General features: G+C 42.6%; 19 protein-coding genes. 8 read left to right on the plus strand and 11 right to left on the minus strand.

Translation table 11 applies throughout. The features are described 5' to 3' along the window. Window positions 1-144: 144 nt before the first annotated feature. From AC2FA3_RS11220 to AC2FA3_RS11240, 5 genes are all read left to right on the plus strand, one after another. Window positions 145-1,131: an RDD family protein gene (locus AC2FA3_RS11220; protein ID WP_490509629.1), complete on the plus strand. Its 987-nt coding sequence runs from the start codon at window positions 145-147 to the stop codon at window positions 1,129-1,131. 301 nt (window positions 1,132-1,432) lie between these two features. Beyond that, on the plus strand, window positions 1,433-1,837 hold the full coding sequence (gene rpsF, locus AC2FA3_RS11225; RefSeq protein ID WP_149489873.1) for a 30S ribosomal protein S6: 405 nt from the start codon (window positions 1,433-1,435) through the stop codon (window positions 1,835-1,837). Window positions 1,838-1,853: 16 nt separating this feature from the next. Continuing rightward, window positions 1,854-2,084: a 30S ribosomal protein S18 gene (rpsR, locus tag AC2FA3_RS11230; protein WP_010198808.1), complete on the plus strand. Its 231-nt coding sequence runs from the start codon at window positions 1,854-1,856 to the stop codon at window positions 2,082-2,084. Between the two features lie 26 nt (window positions 2,085-2,110). Further along, window positions 2,111-2,620, plus strand: coding sequence for a 50S ribosomal protein L9 (rplI, locus tag AC2FA3_RS11235; RefSeq protein WP_201543154.1), 510 nt, complete (start codon window positions 2,111-2,113; stop codon window positions 2,618-2,620). Between the two features lie 258 nt (window positions 2,621-2,878). After that, complete coding sequence (locus tag AC2FA3_RS11240; protein WP_490509631.1) at window positions 2,879-3,103, plus strand: hypothetical protein; 225 nt, start codon at window positions 2,879-2,881, stop codon at window positions 3,101-3,103. Window positions 3,104-3,203: 100 nt separating this feature from the next. Here the strand turns inward: AC2FA3_RS11240 and AC2FA3_RS11245 are convergent, their stop codons facing one another. The 7 genes from AC2FA3_RS11245 to AC2FA3_RS11275 all read right to left on the minus strand — a co-directional run bounded on the left by AC2FA3_RS11245 (window position 3,204) and on the right by AC2FA3_RS11275 (window position 10,539). Beyond that, window positions 3,204-3,761 carry a histidine phosphatase family protein gene (locus AC2FA3_RS11245; protein ID WP_490509632.1) on the minus strand — a complete coding sequence of 186 codons (558 nt, stop codon included), beginning with the start codon at window positions 3,759-3,761 and terminating at the stop codon, window positions 3,204-3,206. A 37-nt stretch (window positions 3,762-3,798) separates the two neighbouring features. Further along, window positions 3,799-4,680 (minus strand): adenosylcobinamide-GDP ribazoletransferase, encoded by an 882-nt coding sequence (gene cobS, locus AC2FA3_RS11250; RefSeq protein ID WP_490509634.1) that lies wholly within the window; start codon window positions 4,678-4,680, stop codon window positions 3,799-3,801. Next, window positions 4,680-5,732, minus strand: coding sequence for a nicotinate-nucleotide--dimethylbenzimidazole phosphoribosyltransferase (gene cobT / locus AC2FA3_RS11255; RefSeq protein WP_490509635.1), 1,053 nt, complete (start codon window positions 5,730-5,732; stop codon window positions 4,680-4,682). Before cobT ends, cobS begins: the two co-directional genes overlap by 1 nt. A gap of 147 nt (window positions 5,733-5,879) precedes the next feature. Beyond that, on the minus strand, window positions 5,880-6,302 hold the full coding sequence (locus tag AC2FA3_RS11260) for a tetratricopeptide repeat protein (RefSeq protein WP_201543159.1): 423 nt from the start codon (window positions 6,300-6,302) through the stop codon (window positions 5,880-5,882). Window positions 6,303-6,467: 165 nt separating this feature from the next. Continuing rightward, the gene (locus AC2FA3_RS11265) at window positions 6,468-6,806 is read right to left on the minus strand and encodes a RidA family protein (RefSeq protein ID WP_490509637.1); all 339 of its coding nucleotides are present in this window, start codon (window positions 6,804-6,806) and stop codon (window positions 6,468-6,470) included. Window positions 6,807-6,900: 94 nt separating this feature from the next. Beyond that, window positions 6,901-8,148, minus strand: a complete 1,248-nt coding sequence (locus AC2FA3_RS11270; RefSeq protein ID WP_490509638.1) for an NAD(P)/FAD-dependent oxidoreductase — start codon at window positions 8,146-8,148, stop codon at window positions 6,901-6,903. A gap of 228 nt (window positions 8,149-8,376) precedes the next feature. Next, window positions 8,377-10,539: an ATP-dependent helicase gene (locus AC2FA3_RS11275; protein ID WP_490509639.1), complete on the minus strand. Its 2,163-nt coding sequence runs from the start codon at window positions 10,537-10,539 to the stop codon at window positions 8,377-8,379. Between the two features lie 334 nt (window positions 10,540-10,873). Between AC2FA3_RS11275 and ychF the strand changes: the two genes are divergently transcribed. The 3 genes from ychF to AC2FA3_RS11290 all read left to right on the plus strand — a co-directional run bounded on the left by ychF (window position 10,874) and on the right by AC2FA3_RS11290 (window position 14,457). Further along, window positions 10,874-11,965 carry a redox-regulated ATPase YchF gene (gene ychF / locus AC2FA3_RS11280; protein WP_490509640.1) on the plus strand — a complete coding sequence of 364 codons (1,092 nt, stop codon included), beginning with the start codon at window positions 10,874-10,876 and terminating at the stop codon, window positions 11,963-11,965. Window positions 11,966-12,143: 178 nt separating this feature from the next. Further along, window positions 12,144-13,598 carry a deoxyguanosinetriphosphate triphosphohydrolase gene (locus AC2FA3_RS11285; RefSeq protein WP_490509641.1) on the plus strand — a complete coding sequence of 485 codons (1,455 nt, stop codon included), beginning with the start codon at window positions 12,144-12,146 and terminating at the stop codon, window positions 13,596-13,598. Window positions 13,599-13,776: 178 nt separating this feature from the next. Then, complete coding sequence (locus tag AC2FA3_RS11290; RefSeq protein ID WP_201543164.1) at window positions 13,777-14,457, plus strand: TetR family transcriptional regulator; 681 nt, start codon at window positions 13,777-13,779, stop codon at window positions 14,455-14,457. Window positions 14,458-14,504: 47 nt separating this feature from the next. On the opposite strand, the gene gspK is transcribed toward AC2FA3_RS11290, so the two are convergent. The 4 genes from gspK to AC2FA3_RS11310 are packed head-to-tail and all read right to left on the minus strand — an operon-like array spanning window position 14,505 to window position 17,749. Then, window positions 14,505-15,629 (minus strand): type II secretion system minor pseudopilin GspK, encoded by a 1,125-nt coding sequence (gene gspK, locus AC2FA3_RS11295; RefSeq protein ID WP_490509642.1) that lies wholly within the window; start codon window positions 15,627-15,629, stop codon window positions 14,505-14,507. A gap of 12 nt (window positions 15,630-15,641) precedes the next feature. Further along, on the minus strand, window positions 15,642-16,556 hold the full coding sequence (locus AC2FA3_RS11300) for a type II secretion system protein GspJ (RefSeq protein WP_490509643.1): 915 nt from the start codon (window positions 16,554-16,556) through the stop codon (window positions 15,642-15,644). Further along, window positions 16,553-17,047, minus strand: a complete 495-nt coding sequence (gspI, locus tag AC2FA3_RS11305) for a type II secretion system minor pseudopilin GspI (RefSeq protein WP_490509645.1) — start codon at window positions 17,045-17,047, stop codon at window positions 16,553-16,555. Before gspI ends, AC2FA3_RS11300 begins: the two co-directional genes overlap by 4 nt. A 3-nt stretch (window positions 17,048-17,050) precedes the next feature. Beyond that, window positions 17,051-17,749 carry a prepilin-type N-terminal cleavage/methylation domain-containing protein gene (locus AC2FA3_RS11310; protein WP_490509646.1) on the minus strand — a complete coding sequence of 233 codons (699 nt, stop codon included), beginning with the start codon at window positions 17,747-17,749 and terminating at the stop codon, window positions 17,051-17,053. Window positions 17,750-17,846 lie beyond the last annotated feature (97 nt).

The following is a 17,846-nucleotide window of genomic DNA, read 5'->3' on the forward strand; positions in this document are numbered from 1 at the left end:
TGTAAAATATAGTCATTAGGGTCTATTTGATTTTTTCAAATAGACCCTAATATAATGTATTACCAAAAGTGACTTAAAAGCCGTTTTTTAAAGATAGCTTTTTAAAAACAGTGACTTGAGATATGACTAACTATGTAGGCAATTATGCAGATTTTCCTTGCTCGAAATAACGTACAAGCCGGTCCATACACTTTGGATCAGCTCAATATCATGCTGACCTCTGGTGAAGTCGTATTAGATGATTTGATATGGCATGAAGGCTTAGATCAGTGGCAGCGTGTTGGTAATTTAACCAACAACCAGCCTTACTACCGTCCTGCTCCTATAGTGTCGGCAGATAATAACGACTCTATTATCAATAATGTCACTATCTTTCCAGAAGATTCTGCTAGCAGCACTGCTCAGGATAATAAAACTGTATCGCTAGACAGATTATACGGTAAGCCTGAACGTCCGGCAGAAAATGCTAAAAATAGCAAAGTGGACATGACAACCAATCGTCAATACAAGCCAACTGGCAATGTCTCATTAAATAAATCTAGTACGACTAATGCCACCTCAGCAAAAGATAAAGTCGTAGGCAATGTCGTCCTTGCGCCTATTATGTCGCGAGTATTGGCAACGGCACTTAATGCTCTACTATATTTATTAGCGATTTTTCCGCTAGTCATGGCATTAACCAAAATGGATGTGGATTATACCAAGTTTCAAAATATCCAAGATATGGATGCCGCTTATCAGTATTCAATGACGCTAATGGAAAGTATTCCAAGCAGCACCTTGATGATGTCACAAGTGATGGTATTTGGCCTATTTGCACTGCAACTGGTGTTTATTACCTTACGTGGACAATCACTTGGTAAGCTGATTACCGGTATTCGCGTCGTCGACCAAACGACCCATCGCCTGCCATCTTTTACCAAGCTTATCGGCATGCGTACGCTACTGCTATTTATTATTTATAACTTATTATTCTCATTTACCAGCTTTTTAGGCTTTGTCGTCATTATTGTTCATTATTATATGGCCTCAAAAAGCCCTGAAAATATCGGTTGGCATGACAAACTTGCTAAAACCTTGGTGGTAAAAGCGGATAGCAGCCAATTAATCAAACAGCCAAAAGTAAAATAATTAATTTAATAATTAACTTATAACCTTGTTATAAAAATGATTATTATAAAGTTATATTAAAAAGTGGCGTTTAGGCGCCACTTTTTATTAGTAGAGCAGTATTTGCTGCTTTTATTGTTTATTAACAGCTGCTTAGTGATTAATCTTTGTGTTAAGCACTGAGTACTGTTATAATACGGCGCTTTATAAACTAAGCTTATCCCCTATTGTTTTTATAGAATCCGATAAAATTTGGGCTTACCTTATAAATCTCCTTGCTATTAACATAGGGTTAATAGCTACTAATCCGTAAGGAGTCATAATGCGACATTACGAACTGGTGTTACTTGTACACCCAGACCAAAGCGACCAAGTGGTCGGCATGGTTGAACGCTATATTAAGTTAGTTCAAGACAACGGCGGTGCAATCCATCGTCTAGAAGATTGGGGCCGCCGTCAACTGGCTTACCCAATCAACAAGATTCACAAAGCTCATTACGTTCTTTTCAACATCGAAACTGACGGCGAGACTTTAGCTGAACTTGAAGAATTATTCCGTTATAACGACGCGATCATTCGTAGTCTAGTTATGCGCCGTGACGATGCTGTCACTGAAGAGTCGCAGTTAGCCAAGAATGCCGATGAAAAACGCGCACGCAAAGCAACTACTCGTCGTCCTGACAGTCGTGAAAACGACAGTGACGACAACGACCACAGTGAAGACTAATTAAAGGAGAATACTCATGGCACGTTTCTATCGCCGTCGCAAATTCTGCCGTTTCACTGCTGAAGGCATCACTCACATCGATTATAAAGATGTTGAATTGCTAAAACAGTACATCAGTGATAATGGTAAAATTGTACCAAGCCGCATTACCGGTACATCTACTAAGTATCAGCGTCAATTAGCGACTGCTATCAAGCAAGCTCGTTATTTATCGCTACTTCCATACACTGATAACCATCAGGGTTAACCGTTAATTTTAACTAGGAATGACTCATGCAAATTATTTTGTTACAGCGTATCGTCAACCTTGGTAAACTCGGTGAAACTGTCGATGTGAAACCAGGTTACGGACGTAACTTTCTTATCCCTTTGGGTAAAGCACTACCTGCTACTGCAGCTAACATTGAAAAGTTCGAAGCACGTCGTGCTGAGCTTGAAGCTGAAGAAGCAAAAGAAGTAGCTGTTGCTCAAGAACGTGCTGACGCATTAACTGACGTTAATGTTATCATGCGCGCTAAATCAGGTGACGAAGGCAAGCTATTCGGCTCTATCGGTACTCGCGATATCGCTGAAGCATTGACTAACTCAGGTCTAGAAGTTGACCGTGCTGAAATCAAGCTACCTGAAGGCACTTTACGTCAAGTTGGCGAATATAATGTTGATATTCAGCTACACCACGACGTTACTGCTAGTATCTTAGTAACCATTCTTTCAGAAGATGGCGACACTCAAGATTCAGCAGAAGAAGTTGAAGACGAGAACGAAGATTACTCTGAAGAGTAATATTTAGTGCGAGTCTAAAGAAAAGCCAGTAACATCATGTTGCTGGCTTTTTTGTGTTTTGAATCTCGCCAAGCTAAATCTGATAAAATATTTAATAAAAACTTACAATGATATCTGAGAGTAATAATTGGTAATAAAATACCCATACAATCTATACTTAATAATAAATTACTGCTTATAAAGTCACCTTTAATATCAACATCTTAATTGCTATCCTATACCTATATAAATGTATAACTACGGATAAAATAGGACGCTATGATAAATACTGACGACAAATTAATCTGTATCCAAGGTAATGATTTTTACTCAGAAGGTAAGATATATACCGTTGGTAGAATCGTGAATAATAAATACTTTCAAGTGCTGACTGGTAGTAATGATGACCATTGGTACGCAACTTTAGATGACGAAGGTATCTATGTTAGCTTTGATTCTATGAGTGCAGCAGATAATAAAGCTTGGTTTGATAAGATTGCTTAGGCAGTTTTTATTTATGTATTGATGATAGATATATAATTATGAAAAATAGATTGAAAAATGCATTACCCAAGAAACTGGCCATTATAAATGGTCAGTTTTTTTAATAAAAATCTAGTTGAGAATGCTCTAAATAATTGACGGGTCGTGGCCATTCAACGGCTTTCTTCGGCACTTCTTGTCCAGCAACTATCATACTAGCAGCATTTATCCAACCTGCATGACCGACGACCAATATTGGTCTATGACTACTATTTTGCCTAGCCATCGAATTTATCCAACTTTCAACACGCTCAAATAACTGCTGTAAACTTTCGCCGTGCTTAGGTGCAAAATCAGCAAAGTTATTACACCAGTCATCAATTTCTTGTTTTGGTATTTGTGCCCAAGGCTGACCATCCCAGTTACCAAAATCAATCTCTGCAAGCTCAGGGGCGACATGATATTGAAAGCCTTGCTGCGCTAGCATCTCACCCACTTTTAAGGAGCGCTGTAACGGGCTGACCCAAATGAATTTTGGTAATTGATGCAGACGCACAAAGCGCTGTATTTTATTAGCAAGGCGTTTGATTTTGCGTTTATCGACACTGATATCCGTTTGTCCAATGCAAAACCCATTAGCCGCAATGGGCTTTGGATGGCGCCAAATATGAAAAATCATTTGCTGTTACTATCCTGTTTTGAGCATCATTTTTATATCAGATGAACGGTATAGATATAGAGGCAGCAAGTCCGATATAAATAGCAATCTCACTCAGCTGCTGCGTCGCACCTAAACCATCACCCGTATAACCCTGTAAACGTCTGCGTAATAAGCGCCGCATATAGTCTGTCGCTATGAGGCCTAATAATAAAGCCAATAGCCATTGCCAGACACCAATTTGCTGCATGGTAGTAGGAAACAGGAGCAGGACGAGTACGCCAGCCAATAGCAACCATCCACTGCTCAATAGTCCTTGAAAGGGCGTCAGCTGCTGCGCCATCGGTTTGGCCTTGGCATGCTCAATCTCACCGCCATAAGGCAATAGCGCCAGTAAGCTAATACATAAGAAGCGTGAGGCAGTATGACCAATAATCAGCGCCACAATAGCCACCGATAGTGGCATGGCAGTCAGTAAACTGATTTTGATAAGTAACGCGCATACCAACCCTAGTACACCATAAGTTCCTAAACGTGAGTCTTTCATAATGGTTAAAGTACGCTCGCGGGTCAGACCACCGCCTAAACCATCGCAACTATCAGCAAGTCCATCTTCATGGAAAGCGCCAGTGAGCCTAATCCCAAAAGCGGTACTTATTACTGCTGCTACCAAGGGCGTAAATAAGATACTGCCTAGCCAAAATACGCCAGCGCAGAGCAGCCCAACCAATAAACCTACTCCAGGAAAATGACGGCTGCTCTGGTGCAACCACTGCGGATCATAATTGACAAATTGCGGTACGGGCAAGCGAGTCAAAAACTGCACCGCCACCAATAATAGACGCCATTCATGCTTTATAAATTGACCAACGCTTGGTTTAGACAATGGTTGCTGTGGCGGCTCTAGTTGATTTAATGGCTTTTTTGATAATCGTGACATTAGCTATTTTGTCCACTAATACCTGCATCATTAAAACTTGCCATCTCATTTATAATGGCACAAGCCGATTGAAGCAATGGATACGCCAGTGCTGCACCGCTGCCCTCGCCTAGGCGCATACCCATATTAAGTAATGGCTCAGCATTAAGAAGCTTTAATAAATGCGAATGCCCTGGTTCAACCGAGTGATGGGCAAAGATAGCATATTGAGCAACACCGGGCGCTAGACGCTCAGCCGCCAACAACGCGCTACTGGCAATAAAGCCATCTATTAGGAGAACACGGCGCTCACTAGCGGCCTGAATCAGCGCCCCTGCCATCATTGCAATCTCAAGCCCGCCCAACGCAGCAAGTACCTCGAATGGCGCTTTTGCTTCACGGTGGCGCGCTAACACTTGCGTTAAAATACTTACCTTGTGCTGTAATCCTGTATCGTCAAGACCGGTGCCGCGACCGATGCAATCATTAATCGGTATATCGCCCAACCTTGCCAGCAATAAACTGGCAGCGGACGTATTACCAATACCCATTTCACCGACGATAAGCAAATTACCCTCTGAGTTTTCGACAACTTTCATGCCGCTCTCTAAGGCAGCTAAGCACTCTGCTGCGCTCATCGCAGGCTCAGTTAGCGCATCACGGCTACCGTGACGGACTTTATAATTGAGCAATTGAGCATGGGGTGCAAAGTCAGCATCGACGCCAGCATCGACTACTTTTAGCTCAATATTATGCTGACGCGCTAAGACATTAATGGCAGCGCCGCCTTGCAAAAAGTTATAAACCATTTGCGCAGTAACTGCACTAGGATATGCAGATGTACCATGCTTGGTTAGACCATGGTCGGCAGCAAATACTCGAATTTGAGGTTGGTTAATATGCGGCGTGGTTGTACCTTGAATCATACCCAACTGCACCGCAAGCGTCTCTAAGCATCCAAGTGCGCCAAGCGGCTTGGTCTTTTGGTCGATGATTTGCTGTAACTTCTGATGCAGCTCGTGATTTTCTATATTTATAATCGTAGGCGCTATAAATGTGTTCAATGTCTTCAAGGAAATCATCCTAATTTTTATACAGATAAAACAAAACCCACATATTAGAGCGTGGGTTTTACCATTCTTTGAGCGCTTTTTTACTTTAAAGTAGCGGTTATGAATTCAAATAATGCTTAGCTATGCACTCACAACCACAGCTTAAATTTACTCTGCCAAGAGTTTTGCTAGCAACTCATTTATCTCGACTTTAAACTCTCTGTCTTCGATTTTATTAGCGCTGATTTTAGCATTCTCTAGGTTTTTGATGGCAGCATCTGTTTGACCCAATTCGATTTGCAGCTCAGCCATAGAAAAAGCAATCGATGACAAATGGTCTTTTGAATTAATCGCCGCGGCTTTATCTAACGCCTTTTGATAGATAACCAGCGCTTCATCCAAATCCTCGGTAAAGTCAGCCAGTGTCTCCCACTGTTCAGGATGGTCTTTATCGCTTTTTTCATTTTCGATGCAAAGATCTTTTAACTGCGCATATAGCGCATCAAAGGTTTTTTGATCATTTTTACTGTCCGCTTCTAGCAGTTTTTCTGCTAAAACATAAATGGATTTATATATTTTGGTATTAATCATAATGGGTGACCCTGTTTGGTTGCGCGTCAAATATGTTAGATGGTGTTGATTATAGACTAATTTGTATAAATAGCTCATAGAAAAGGGCGTGATATCACATCACACCCTTTTACTCTATCTCGCTATCAACCTAAGCACCTAGTATATCTAATTAAGTGGAAGTACTTATTCAGCAGCGATAACCGTAATCTCGACCAATAACTCAGGACGGGCCAGCGCAGACTCACCACAAGCTCGCGCTGGTGGCTGGACGCCTTCGAACCATTTATCCCAAACTTCATTCATCGCGGCAAAATCTGACATGCTTTTTAGCCAGACGGTTGCTGATAGCAGCTTTGATTTATCACCACCAACTTCTTGCAGTAATTTTTCGACTTTCTCTAAGCAAGTTAAGGTTTGGGCTTTGATATCATCTTCGCCATTACCCACTTGACCAGACAGATAAATAGTCTGGTTATGAATCACAATCTGACTCATACGTTGGTTACTATGGAGCTTTTGCATGGATTATTATCCTTAATTTTTTAATACTTTTAAATACATGAGCTTTCAAATATATAAACGGCTCATGTTTTATTAAACAGCGCTTAACAAGAACTTAGCGAGAAAAACGCTCGGCACTAAAGGCCTTAATATCAACGAGTGTTGGCTTGTCATGAATCATCTCTTCGACCAGACGACCTGTCATTGGCCCCAAGGTGAAACCCTGATGGCTATGACCAAAGGCAAACCATAATTTGTCGTGCTGCGGCGCAGGACCGATAACTGGCTTCATGTCAGGCATACAAGGACGTGAGCCTGCCCATGCTTCACTCTCAACGGCATCTTCTAGCGGGAGAATTTTGCGCGCAAGTTTTAATACGGTATTCAATTGACCAAAGTTCTTTGGCGCATCCATCGTGGTCATCTCAGCACCGGTGGTAATGCGGATACCTTGTTGCATTGGCCCCATCACAAAGCCTTTATCCATATCAAACATACTATGGTTGATGGTGTTTTTTTCCGTCACTTTAAAATGCTGATGATAGCCACGCATCGGGAACAATGGCAAATCATAACCAAGTGGTTTGATTAAATCATTAGACCAAGGTCCAGCGGCAATGACCAATTTATCACTATAATAAGTGTCATTATCGGTAATGACTTTCCAACCATTTTGCTCTTGCACAATTTCATTTACGCCGCTTTCTTTAATGATACCGCCCATTTCTTGAAAGTTTTTTGCGTATGATTTAACCAATAAGCTTGGGTTTGACACCTGCCAAGAGTTGAGCCAATGAATCGCACCAACGAACTCGTCAAAATTGGCGCTAGGCTCCATTACTTTTAATTCATCTACCGTCAATACATTGTGCTCAACACCTTGATCACGGTCTTTGATTGCGGCAGCAATGGCTTCTTTCAGAGTCTCTTCAGAACGATGCAGCTGCAACCAGCCTTTGCGGCTAATCAAATATTCAGCGTTTGCGGCGCTAATCATGGTTTGGTGTTCACTGGTGCAATGCTCAATCAGCGTCTGCCACTCGGCTTCTATTTTTTTGACCGAGGCTGGCGTAGAGTATTTCCAGTACTGCAATAGCGCCTGATGATAGCGCAAAATTGCCGGAATACGATAGCGAATATCGGTGCCTTGATTCGGCAGTACGCGTATCATTTCAGATAGATGACGTGGGAACGGATGGGTATGAATCGCCTCACGTTGAATCAAACCGGCATTACCGTATGAAGTCTCAGAGCCCGGTAGTTTTTTGTCTAATAGCAAAACTTGAGCGTTATTTTTTTGTAGATGCCAAGCAACTGAGGTGCCGACCATACCTGCACCGATAACGATCACTTCATAGCGCATAACGTGTCCTTTTTTAAGGTCTTAATACAAAGTATAAAATATGAGAAATAATATATAAGGTAGTAATAGTAACGCATTGCGCGCAAGATTAAACCCTTATGATATAAATATTTTTGCTATTCAATACTTTTGGTTATGCGTTTAAGTGGAAGCTATTTTTGATAGGAATAATGAAGATGTGATTAATAAAATACGCATGTTTTGGATAAATAAAATATCATTAATCAATCACCACCAAATCGGATCCTCACTCGCTAGCGTCTCTAAAAGACTTTTGCTGGTCTCGACCGTCAACTTATCAGCAGGCAGCTCAGCGATAAACCGTGAGGGCTTATCAAAGTATCCTGAATAGCTCGAAAAATAATCGGGTGCTGTTAAAAACAGCCTACTCTTAGCACGACTACAAGCGACATAAAATAGCTTACGCTCTTCCTCAAGCTCTTCGAAATCATTGAGCGAGCGATGATGCGGCGTCATACCATCGACCAATGAATTGACAAAAACAACTGGCCATTCGAGCCCTTTGGCACTATGAATGGTCGAGATAGTAACTTTATCATTACTATCTTCTCCTTTCTCAGGCTCGCCCGCTGTCGCAACTGAATCATTCGGCGGATCAAGGGCAAGGTTTTCTAAGAATTTATCGAGACTTTCATATTCTGTGGCCAAATTTTTGAGTACCCGAAAGTCCTCACTGCGTTCGCGCCAATTCTCTTCAATCGTTTTTAGCACAGGAATATAAAAATCTAGAATCAGCTCAATAACCATTTCGACCGATGCGGCCTGACTGGCTTTGGTTAAAGTCGCATGCAATGATTTAAGCTGTGGGCTTTTTTTCGCAAATGACGATGCTAATAGAGGCTCGAAGGAATTGTTATCGGCATTAACTGCTTGGGTCAAGCGCGTCGCCGTCACCGCCCCCACCCCTTTAAACAAGGTCAAAATACGGTGCCATGCAATCGTATCATTCGGGTTATAGAGTATTTTGACAAACGCTAAGACGTCTTTGATATGGCGTCTTTCAATAAAGCGGATGCCGCCTACGACAATAAATGGAATATTGCGCTCCATAAATTCAAGCTGAACGTAGTTAGATTGAAAGGACGTTCGGCACAAGACGGCAAAATCTTGATAATCATAGTCCGGTTTTAATTCAATAATTTTATCGGCAATATATTTTGCCTCTTTGGTTTCGTCACTGAGACGGCGAAAAACAGGCTTTGTGCCTGCTATTGACACGCCCGAGTACAGCTGCTTTTGATAACCTAAAGTTATTTGAGCGGACAAGGCATTGATATAATCTAAAACCGCTGGCGTACTACGATAATTTTGCTCCAATTTAATCAGTTTTGCTTCAGGGTAACTTTCACCAAACAATAAGATATTTTCATAATTGGCACCGCGAAAGGCATAGATGCTTTGGTTATCATCACCAACCACCATCAGCGACACTGACGCAGGCGCACAGATAAGGTCGATCAGCTCTTTTTGCGGGATATTGGTATCCTGATATTCATCGACCATGATATAACGATATTGCTTTTGTAGTAGCTGTCGAAAGGTGTCATTGTGCTTTAGATGCCGTACCACTTGGCTGATGATGTCATCGAAATCGTATAAATGGTTGGCGCGTTTATACTCATGAAAGTCAACGGCCAATTGTTCAATAATGGGAATATGCACGGCGATATCAGGATAAGTGCTTTCGATTAAATCGCGGATATGAATACGGCGATTTCTAGAAGTTGAAAAGATATTTTGCAACGTTTTTTTGCGCGGAAATGCCTGATTGGTTATCTTGGTTGGATACTTCTTTTCTTTATGAATTAAATCGATAGCGTCTTCACTATCGCCCGTGTCTAAAATAGTAAAGCGCGGGTTGATGCCAAGCAGCCCTGAATATTGGCGCAATAACATGTTGCAAAAAGAGTGAAAAGTACCGCTAGTGATATCGTTTAGCGCCTTGCCATTTATATGGCTATTATCCGCGAGACGGCTTGCCAGTAAAGTTCTAGCCCGACTTTTAATCTCATTAGCCGCTTTACGGGTAAAGGTTAATAGCAAAATCTCTTTTGGTGCTATGCCGTTTTCTATCAGGTAACTGGTTCTATAAGTCAACGTTTTGGTTTTACCAGAGCCCGCACCAGCGATGACCAATACTTTGCCCTCAATAGTTGTGGCAGCCAATAGTTGGTTGGCATTAAGCTCACTGGCGTAATCCACTTGCAAACCTAAATGACTGGCAAGCCTTTGTTCTAATATTTCAGTATCCGCATTTATCAAATTGGCCTCGAGCTTTTTAATCGCCTGCTCAAGCCGCGTAAGCTTAGGTTTCATGTCAACGAAATTCTGCGGATAATTATAATGGTGGGTAGCAAAAATGGTGCTCATTATTAACAATTGCCTTTGGTGTGGTTTGTCGTGCTATCTATTGATGACAGCGCAGCAGCGTAAATCATCATTTATAGTTAATAGCTTATCATAATAGATAAAGCTCTGAGCTTCGTTGATAACAAGTATTGATATTAAATGGCGGTATTAAATGGCGTTATCAAGTATTGCTATTGACCGTAAAAATTGAAACAGCAAGCATAACAACCTCACCCATTTTGGCTGAAATTTGCTACAATACGCCCAATTTTGAGTTACTATTTTACTGAGCTTGATAATGACTAAGCACCAAGTCTTATACTGGCTGATTTTATTAATATATTGAGAGCATGTTATGGGTTTTAATTGCGGCATTGTCGGTCTACCAAACGTGGGTAAATCCACCCTGTTTAACGCCTTGACCAAAGCGGGTATCGCCGCTGAAAATTTTCCCTTTTGTACCAAAGATCCCAATACGGGTATCGTACCTGTGCCAGATCCACGCCTGAAAAAACTGGCTGATATCGTCAAGCCTGAGCGCGTACTACCGACGACGATGGAGTTTGTTGATATCGCAGGTTTGGTTGCGGGCGCTTCAAAAGGCGAAGGTATGGGTAACCAGTTTTTAGCCAATATCCGTGAGACCGATGCGATTGCGCACGTGGTACGCTGCTTTGACGATGACAACGTTGTCCACGTTGACGGCCGAGTCAGCCCGATTGATGATATCGAAACCATCAATACCGAATTAGCCTTGGCCGATTTGGAAGCCGTTGAGCGCGCTATCCACAACTTAACCAAAAAAGCCAAAGGCGGTGATAAAGACGCGAGCGCTATGCTCGATATTTTCAAAAAAATCGAGCCATTATTAGCGGAAGGTCAGGCCGCTCGCGGTGCCAATCTAGACAAAGATGAGCAAAAAATGATCAGAAGTTATGGTCTGATTACCTTAAAGCCAACCATGTATATCGCTAACGTCAGTGAAGATGGATTTGAGAATAACCCGTACCTAGATGCCGTACGTGCCTATGCCACTGGCGAAGACTCTATCGTGATTGCATTATGTAACCAAATCGAGTCGGAAATTGCTCAGCTTGATGAAGATGATAAAAAAGACTTCTTGGCTGAAATGGATATGGAAGAAGCTGGCCTTGACCAAGTGATTCGCGGTGGTTATGACTTGCTTGATATGCAGACTTACTTTACTGCTGGCGTAAAAGAAGTTCGCGCTTGGACAGTCGCTGTTGGCGCAACCGCTCCTGAAGCCGCTGGTGTGATTCATACCGACTTTGAACGTGGTTTTATCCGCGCTGAAGTGATTGCTTATGATGACTTTATCGAATACAACGGTGAAAAAGGCGCAGCAGCAGCTGGTAAATCACGCTTAGAAGGCAAAACCTATATCGTACAAGATGGCGATGTGATGCATTTCCGTTTTAACGTTTAACGTTTAACTTTTAATGTTAAATAGCTGATTGTATGTTTACACAGTCTTAGTAGAGAACAACCAAAAGCCAGCCTCGTTGCTGGCTTTTTTTATTATAATAAAGGTAATAGCGTTAAAGTAATTAACGTCTCTAACAGCAAAGATAAAATAAAATGGTAGAAATAATGGACTATAAACTATGACTACTTCTGTTAATCAAGTGCTTAATTCCAGTGACCATTGGGCAAAGCTATTTAGCGCCCAACGTTTAGGTAGTAATAAAAAAGCCCCTGCCCAAGACAGCGCACGTTCCTCCTTTCATAAAGATTACGACAGACTGGTGTTTTCACACTCCTTTCGTCAGCTGAATCAAAAAACCCAAGTCCATCCGCTGACCAATCAACTCGGTATTCATACGCGATTAACGCATTCGCTAGAAGTTTCTTGTATTGGGCGCTCTTTGGGCATCATGGCGGCAGAAAAGCTGCATGATAAATTAGATGGTGGCTTACCAAATGGTGTCGCGCCCGCTGATGTCGGCGTTATTGTACAGGCAGCTTGCCTTGCTCATGATATCGGCAATCCACCATTTGGTCACGCTGGTGAGTACGCCATTCGTGACTGGTTTATGCATCCTGACCGTCAAAAAGTCTTGCAAAATCTAAACAGCAATGAGCAGTTAGACTTGCTTGCTTATGAAGGTAACGCGCAGGGATTTCGTATCCTTACCCGCAATGAGCATCACCCTGATATGGGTGGTATGCGCCTAACCTGTGCCACTTTGGGCGCGTTTATGAAATACCCTTGGCTTGCAACCCATAGCAACGGTGTTTATCAAGACAGCTCTATTTATCAAAGCAACCCTATTTATCAAGGCGGTCCCACCACTAGCATGCAAAAATTTGGCTGCTTTTTTAGTGAGGCTGCGCAGTTAGAAGAGTTAGCAGCCTGTTTACATCTACCACGCTCCGAGCAGCACGATGGCTTTGCTCGTCATCCACTGGCGTATTTATTAGAAGCGGCAGACGATATTTGCTATGCGCTGATAGATTTGGAGGATGGCATCAATTTGAATATGCTAAGCTATGCGGAGGTTGCGGCTATCTTTTATGAGCTGATTGGCGAGCACCCCGATAATCTTAATCTACCCACTCACGTATCAGTCAGGCAGCACTTGGCATCGCTGCGGGCACGGGCAATGATGCGTTTGGTCAATGCCGTTACCGATGCCTTTGTAGCCAATAGTAACGCGATGCTAGCAGGGACGCTACATGGCAGCCTATTTACCCATTGTGATGCGACCGTACAAAGCGGCATCAACCAAGCTAAGCAATTGGCGCGTGAAAAGATATTTAATCACCCAAGTAAAGTGCGGATGGAGCTGATGGCCAATCAATGCTTGCAGCGCCTGCTCGATGCTTTTATGCCATTGGCTTGGATAAATGAGACCAGCACTTCGATGACTCAAATGTCCTTTGAGCAGCAGCGTTTGCTAAAATTACTCCAGCCGCATCTTGATGAGCATCGTCGCGTCCTAGCTGATAACACATATGATAATATGCTTAATGTCCTAGACTTTATCACTGGTATGAATGACCATGAAGCGTATCGATTGGCGCAAGAGCTACAAGGACATTGGGGCACCATCGTCTAAGCAATAATTTTAAAATCAATCAGTTTTAAATTAATAGCTTTAAAACCCAGTCTAGAAGCAATTTAAAACCGAGCCAAACCTCAGTTTAAGAAAACCATCAACGATAATCATCTATTTTATTCGTATTTTCGCAATGAAATGAGTATGATAGACATCTATCAGGTAATTTTGAAATATTATGAGTAGTCGCGAACAAAAGAAACTTCAGACTCGGCACGCTTTTTTCAATGCGGTGCTCGATTTATGTATGACAGGACAGTCTTTTAGCTCAATTAGCCTCAGACAAGTCACGCGCGAGGTTGGTGTGGTACCGACGGCGTTTTATCGCCATTTTGATGATATGGAATCGCTTGGTCGCGCCTTGGTTATCGAAGAGTTGGGCGGAACGCTTGCAACCTTAAGTGAAAACTTGCAAATTGGGCGCAAACGCAGTTTTGAGCGTCAAATTGCTAAAAGTATTCAGATGTTTTTATATATGGTCAGTGAGCAGCCTTGCTACTGGCAATTTTTAGTCAGCGAACGCTATGGCGGCTCAGAAGCGGTCCGTAAAGCCATCAACGAGCTGATTAAAAAGCACGGTCAAAGCCTAGCAGAGGATTTAGCCCTTCAGCCTGCCTTTAATCATATCAATACTTATGATCGTAGGCTATTGGCTGAAGCTGGGGTCAATATGTTCTTTTCTTGGATTATTGACTGGCTAGAGCTGACCTATACCGAAGACCATGATGATGAGGTCGATTTGGCCGAGATAGAAAAGAAAAAGCAGTTGATGCTTCATAATTGCACGCGCCAAGCACAAATGCTGTTTTATGGTGCTTATAACTGGAAGTCTACCGAAGAAACCCGTTTAAGTGATTAATTAGGCTTAATCTTTACGAGTGATTTAATAGTGGTTATCTATAACCATCAAAAAATTGGTCGAAATGCCCAAAGTCGTTGCGTTACCACGCGTACCTCTTTGGGCTTTTTATTATCAGTATTTTGCGCATTTTTAGCATTACCATCAGCGCTATTATCATTATTACTATTTTCATTACTGTTATTATTACTGCTATTTGCTTTATCACTATCAGCGGCCGTTTTGCTAATAATAATAGTCGCAAAGCGTTGTCTTGCTTGACCAACCGTCGCATTATCACTTGCGGTAATAAGCGCCATAAAGGCTTGGCTATCAACCGCTAATAATGGTGTTAAGGCTTTGCGCTGCTCTTCTTTTACACTACTTAATATCGGCAACTGCCAGACATCATCAATAGAGCTAAATGCTTGTTTTGCTCGCAACTCAACAACGCTCTGCATTTGCTGACTGCTCGCACCCTCTGCCAAAGCGGCAAGCAAAACGGGACTGGCGGTATTAATATTAATGGGTAAATAATACGGCACCGCCGTGATATAGGGACGTAGTGCCGCTAATACTTCTGCATTAAAGCCCTTCACTTCGGCTAATTGATCAATACTAAGCAATGCTTGATTGGGCAGATTTTTATCTGCGCCGCGATTAGACTGCTGAGAATAAACCACACTTTCATCACCGCCATCTTGATATACCTCGCTGTCGGCATCTTGATAATCAAGGACGGCAATGGCGATATCAGGCTCTAAGTTCAACTGCGTGAGCAACCTTTGTAAGACTGCCAAGGCAGCAGTATCAACGGCGCCATTGTGATATAAATTATTAATATTAAAACGACTGCCCTCATCGCGTAATTCGATGCCAATGCTATGTCCACCTAACGTATAAGGCGGTATTGGCTGCGCCCAAATATCCTGCATGCTATCGGTAGCATTTAATTTAGCATCAGCACGAATGAGAGTAACGGCCAATTGCTGACCTGCATTGATATCTTGTAAGAGCTGGTTTTGATCAAACAATAAACCGCTGCGCCTAATGGCAATCTTTTGACTGGCAAGCATCGCCCCTGCAACCACAGTAATACTGACCACCAATAACAAAATAGTCAGTAGTGCGACTCCACGTTGGGAGTTGGCATTCATGGGTACAACCGGCTTCATTGCTAGCTTACTTGGCATAAATAGCCTCTATCATTGACCAAATGGGGCGTTTTCATTACTGCTGCCTGAATTATTATCTGCTATATTGCCATCAGCTTCGTTATTAGTGCCGCCATTACTGTTGCCGTTATTGTTGTTACCGCTATTACCATTATTACTATCATTGCCATTAGGGTTATTAGGATTGTTAGGAATATTTTTATTACTGGTATTTGTACTGACATTTGGTATTGGCTGCGGGGTAAGCGCCCATTGCCAAGTAATCGGCATATCCTGATAAGTAAAGTTAAGCGCAACCCCTTTTGGTAACAGCATAATCTCAGACGCTGCTTTGGCTGAACTCGGCAACTGCCCTGATGCTGTGTTGTTATTGATGTTGCTGCTGTCTTTATTGGGGAACTTGGCACTTACTTCAGGTAAATAAGCTTGCCAGCGCCCAGCCGTGACGTCTTCAAGCAATATACTATCTAGACTAATGCTGTCACTGCCAAGACTGGTATATTGACGGCGAATTAAGCGTTCATCAGCAAAAATGTATTCGATATGCTGCACACTCGCGCTGCTTTGATAACGTGGGTCAGGGTCGGCAAAACGAACAAAGCTGATACGCTCACCATCTAAACTCATAAAGGGTTCAGGCGCTGGTGCGTTTTCTTGATTGCTATTATTAGTATTATCGTTTTCGGTATTATTGCTTGCAGCATTATTAGTTAAGGAATTAGCACCTTGCGTATCCACTGCCTGATAGGGAATCATTTGGTTCATATCTTGCTGTAATTGCAAATAGGCATATTGCAAAACCGCTAAATTATCCGCATGAAACTGCGCCCGTTCACGGGCTCGGTTAACGCCATCAAATACTTGCCAGCCTGCAACCGCCAGCATGGCAAATATCGCCATCGCCACCATCAGCTCAAGCAGAGTGAACCCATGCTGTGCTCTCACAGATTATCTCCATCTGGCGTTAGACGGCTCAAATCCAAACTACCAACCTCTTGATCAGCGTTACTTAGCATTACATTGATATCCGTCACTGCACTGCCTGTCTGTCCGTCTATAATGGGGGCAACAGCGATATTCACCTGTTTTAATGCAGGTGTGATGGCATTAGCAACGGTCATCGTCACTTGCCAATCGCGACCTTGGGCATTGATAGTTTGGGTTTTATTGGTAGTCAGCCAAGTATCTTGAATGCGCAAATCCGCAGCGGCGTTTTGTGCCACGAACTGCGCTAGCGTACGGGTGCGCAATACATCTACGGAGCTTAAATACGCACTACTCGCACGGCTCGCGGCAACGGCAACGACTGCTAAAATGGCTAAAGCAACCATGACTTCAATCAGGGTAAATCCGTGCTCACGTTTTGATAGTGATGGCGTTAGTAGAATTGATTTTCTATTTAGATTAGTAGTTAGAGCTTTATCTTTATCTATCATTAGCTATCGCCCTTGTCCTATCGACATACTGCCATCGGGCATAATCGTAATGACATCGCCTACCAAACGCGAATTATGACGCACCTCTATCGTCACAGGCGTGGCCTGACCTGTGCCAAACCATAGCACTTGCGGTACGTTTTGGTCGGTAAACCACGGCTGTAGCGTTTGCGTTTGTCCTGCGTTTGTCCGGTTACCTGCATCTAGGCTTTGCACGCTTAAACTCACGCCATTAGGTAAGGCAGGCAGGCTAACTTCTGGCTCAATATTCCAGCTTGGTGTGGGCACTTTATCTGAAGCGGCAGCTGACATACTCGTCAAATCTACTGACAACTCCATAGCGCTCTTAGGTGTGCTGTCTCCACTAGAAGATGTGGAAGCCTGAGCTTGATAAGCAATATAAGGATTAGATAAAGTGACAATGACGGGCGTGATTTGACCTTGCTTATCGGCTTGTAAGCTTAAACCCATAGGTTGCATGCGCTCAGCCGATAAAAGCCGTACATATCTTAGTGAGTCTGTTAAATGCTCATAAAAGGCTCGGTTTTTGCGTGATTCACTACTACCAACCGATAAGCTCATCATGCCAGCAAATATAGATAAGATTACAACCACCACCACGATTTCGACAAGGGTAAATCCCGCTTGCCCGATGCGACTGCGTACGTTAGGAGCTGCTATTGAGGAAGTCGGTTTTGACATACAGAGGTCATCTAGAATGGCGTCGTTTTATTAGAAATGACACCGAATTGGTTGGTATGAGTACGATGTAGATAAAACGATAGACATGACTGATTAA

The organism is Janibacter sp. CoH_79_TC_3 (genome assembly GCF_058197955.1).

What these genes read in the sequence shown, in the direction of transcription:
- AC2FA3_RS11220 (WP_490509629.1), top strand. Translation starts at nt 145, where the DNA reads ATGCAGATTTTCCTTGCTCGAAATAACGTACAAGCCGGTCCATACACT.
- rpsF (WP_149489873.1), top strand. Translation starts at nt 1,433, where the DNA reads ATGCGACATTACGAACTGGTGTTACTTGTACACCCAGACCAAAGCGAC.
- rpsR (WP_010198808.1), top strand. Translation starts at nt 1,854, where the DNA reads ATGGCACGTTTCTATCGCCGTCGCAAATTCTGCCGTTTCACTGCTGAA.
- rplI (WP_201543154.1), top strand. Translation starts at nt 2,111, where the DNA reads ATGCAAATTATTTTGTTACAGCGTATCGTCAACCTTGGTAAACTCGGT.
- AC2FA3_RS11240 (WP_490509631.1), top strand. Translation starts at nt 2,879, where the DNA reads ATGATAAATACTGACGACAAATTAATCTGTATCCAAGGTAATGATTTT.
- AC2FA3_RS11245 (WP_490509632.1), bottom strand. Translation starts at nt 3,761, where the DNA reads ATGATTTTTCATATTTGGCGCCATCCAAAGCCCATTGCGGCTAATGGG.
- cobS (WP_490509634.1), bottom strand. Translation starts at nt 4,680, where the DNA reads ATGTCACGATTATCAAAAAAGCCATTAAATCAACTAGAGCCGCCACAG.
- AC2FA3_RS11260 (WP_201543159.1), bottom strand. Translation starts at nt 6,302, where the DNA reads ATGATTAATACCAAAATATATAAATCCATTTATGTTTTAGCAGAAAAA.
- AC2FA3_RS11265 (WP_490509637.1), bottom strand. Translation starts at nt 6,806, where the DNA reads ATGCAAAAGCTCCATAGTAACCAACGTATGAGTCAGATTGTGATTCAT.
- AC2FA3_RS11270 (WP_490509638.1), bottom strand. Translation starts at nt 8,148, where the DNA reads ATGCGCTATGAAGTGATCGTTATCGGTGCAGGTATGGTCGGCACCTCA.
- AC2FA3_RS11275 (WP_490509639.1), bottom strand. Translation starts at nt 10,539, where the DNA reads ATGAGCACCATTTTTGCTACCCACCATTATAATTATCCGCAGAATTTC.
- ychF (WP_490509640.1), top strand. Translation starts at nt 10,874, where the DNA reads ATGGGTTTTAATTGCGGCATTGTCGGTCTACCAAACGTGGGTAAATCC.
- AC2FA3_RS11285 (WP_490509641.1), top strand. Translation starts at nt 12,144, where the DNA reads ATGACTACTTCTGTTAATCAAGTGCTTAATTCCAGTGACCATTGGGCA.
- AC2FA3_RS11290 (WP_201543164.1), top strand. Translation starts at nt 13,777, where the DNA reads ATGAGTAGTCGCGAACAAAAGAAACTTCAGACTCGGCACGCTTTTTTC.
- gspK (WP_490509642.1), bottom strand. Translation starts at nt 15,629, where the DNA reads ATGCCAAGTAAGCTAGCAATGAAGCCGGTTGTACCCATGAATGCCAAC.
- gspI (WP_490509645.1), bottom strand. Translation starts at nt 17,047, where the DNA reads ATGATAGATAAAGATAAAGCTCTAACTACTAATCTAAATAGAAAATCA.
- AC2FA3_RS11310 (WP_490509646.1), bottom strand. Translation starts at nt 17,749, where the DNA reads ATGTCAAAACCGACTTCCTCAATAGCAGCTCCTAACGTACGCAGTCGC.